This is a genomic window from Polaromonas sp. P1_E1_2 (assembly GCF_056406035.1).
Genome location: NZ_JBFUAZ010000722.1, coordinates 1 through 1,899 on the forward strand (window position 1 = coordinate 1; position 1,899 = coordinate 1,899).

Sequence of the window (1,899 nt, forward strand, 5' to 3'; positions counted from 1 at the left end):
CAATAGACAACGACTGAGGACTCATGGCCTTCCCTACTTTTTTTGACCACTTCCGCGCTGTGCGCGGATGGGCGGCCCAGCATGACGCGAAGGTTGAGATAGACATTCAGACCGTGCAGCTGGAAATACGCTGTGCCAATGTGTATTTCCGGTTCTATCCGATCTTTGCGGCGTCTGTCCGCAACAAGCTGGTTCACATCGAAGACCTGATGGAGTCGGTGATTGCATTTGGCGGGTGGCGCCCTTACAGGCCTTATTCCACGCCGCTCTCCACCGAAAAGCGGCTGTTCAAGCAGCACCTTGACCAGGCCGGTGTTCGTACACCCCAAATGTGGCCCCCGGGCCAGCAGCCGGCGCAAAGCTACATCCGGAAAAAATCCCGAGGCTCGTTCGGTTACGACATCCAGGGGCCCTTTCTGGCAACCGTCCCGGTGCCTCCCCTTGAGCCAAACAGCTCTGACGCCGGCACATTCCATGAACAGTTTGTCGCCGGCAAGATCGTAAAGATCTGGTACTGGGGTCACACACCGTTCTTCGCCGACATGCAAGACTACGCCACGGTCACCGGCGATGGCGTGTCAACAGCCGGCGCGCTGGCCGAGGCAAAACTCAAGCAAGACGTTGGTGCCAACATTCTGGCCGACAAGGCAATACTGGTGGCGTGCATGGCCTACCAGAGCTTCTCGCCCACGGATGTTCTGTCTGCCGGGCAAGAGATGTGGATTGATTTCCGGTATGGCCGCAGCTTCGCACCAAGGCAAGGGGCCGCCAAAGCCGGCAGCGCCTTGACGGAGTTAAAAACCGTGTGCGGCGAACAGATTGCGCAAATGGGAGCCCTGATGCGCACTGCCTTGCAGGAAGTCGCGCCGGCACCCCTGGCCTATTCGGTAGATGCCGTGCTCGACGACGAAGGTCAGCTGTGGTGGCTCGAGCTGAACTCCCATCCCATGTTTCCGCATTCGGGCTATGACGTCATGTTGAGTGATATTTTCAATCGCACGGCGGGGGGGGAGTCGCCTTGATCTGGTTTGCGCCGCACGCCAGGCGCCTGTGATTGACGGCGCGGCCGTGCCGCACAGCGTATGAGCACTCGAGGGGCGGCTGGGCTTCAATGCAACTCAGCATTACGCCCATCGGCGGCTACTTGACAGTCCAGTACTTGAAGACGATGACGCGCCGGTCAGTGGGGCAAATACGCGAGACCGAGCGGCCGACATGCGTCGGGTCACCGATGATCTTCATGATGCGGCCCGGCTTTGGCATAACGGCAGCGGTGATCTCGTTCTGCTCATCGAAAACAAGGGTCTCGCCGGCCCAGGCCACATTCCATTCCCGGTTGCAGTAAACCAGCGCCGTGTTGTGCAGGGGGCGCTTGTCTGCTTCGCCTATATCCTGATGCAACCGGCCTTCGGTGCCGAAGGTATTGGCGCTGATCATGCATTCGTACAGTCGCACCGGGTGATCATGGCTGGCCTTGATCAAGTCCCAGCATTGCGTGATTGACTGGAGAGTGTCATCGAGTGCGCGCATATTGGGCTCCACATCGTCGGTAAACGGCTCTTCCGTGAACGCAACGGGGTAGTACCAATGCATGTCAAGCTCATGCGATTTAAAGCGCTCCCATCGATTCAGGAAATGCATGGGCATCCACGAGACGGCCTCGATCAGGGACGTCATTAATGCTTCGGGCAGTAAATCGTCAAGAACTGTGATGTTCGGGTTGTTGGTATGCATAGTCGGAATGAAAACAGGCATCGAGGAGGTCGTTGAGCGCAGGGCTCACCCGGCACTCTCGATGCACTGCGGTTGGGCAATGATTTATCGGCTAACGTTGTCGCCGCAGCCACCGGAACTCAGGGGCAAGCCGGCTTTGTGGGGAAGGCGTGCACGATGAACTGC

At 58.3% G+C, this 1,899-nt stretch carries 2 protein-coding genes; one reads left to right on the forward strand and one right to left on the reverse strand.

Annotated features, from left to right (window positions below; all coding sequences use genetic code 11):
• Positions 1 to 23 precede the first annotated feature (23 nt).
• Positions 24 to 1,022, forward strand: coding sequence for a hypothetical protein (locus AC1D1P_RS22155; protein WP_477674466.1), 999 nt, complete (start codon positions 24 to 26; stop codon positions 1,020 to 1,022).
• Positions 1,023 to 1,140: 118 nt separating this feature from the next.
• Here AC1D1P_RS22155 and AC1D1P_RS22160 read toward each other — a convergent pair whose 3' ends face one another.
• On the reverse strand, positions 1,141 to 1,734 hold the full coding sequence (locus tag AC1D1P_RS22160; protein ID WP_477674467.1) for a hypothetical protein: 594 nt from the start codon (positions 1,732 to 1,734) through the stop codon (positions 1,141 to 1,143).
• Positions 1,735 to 1,899: the final 165 nt, after the last annotated feature.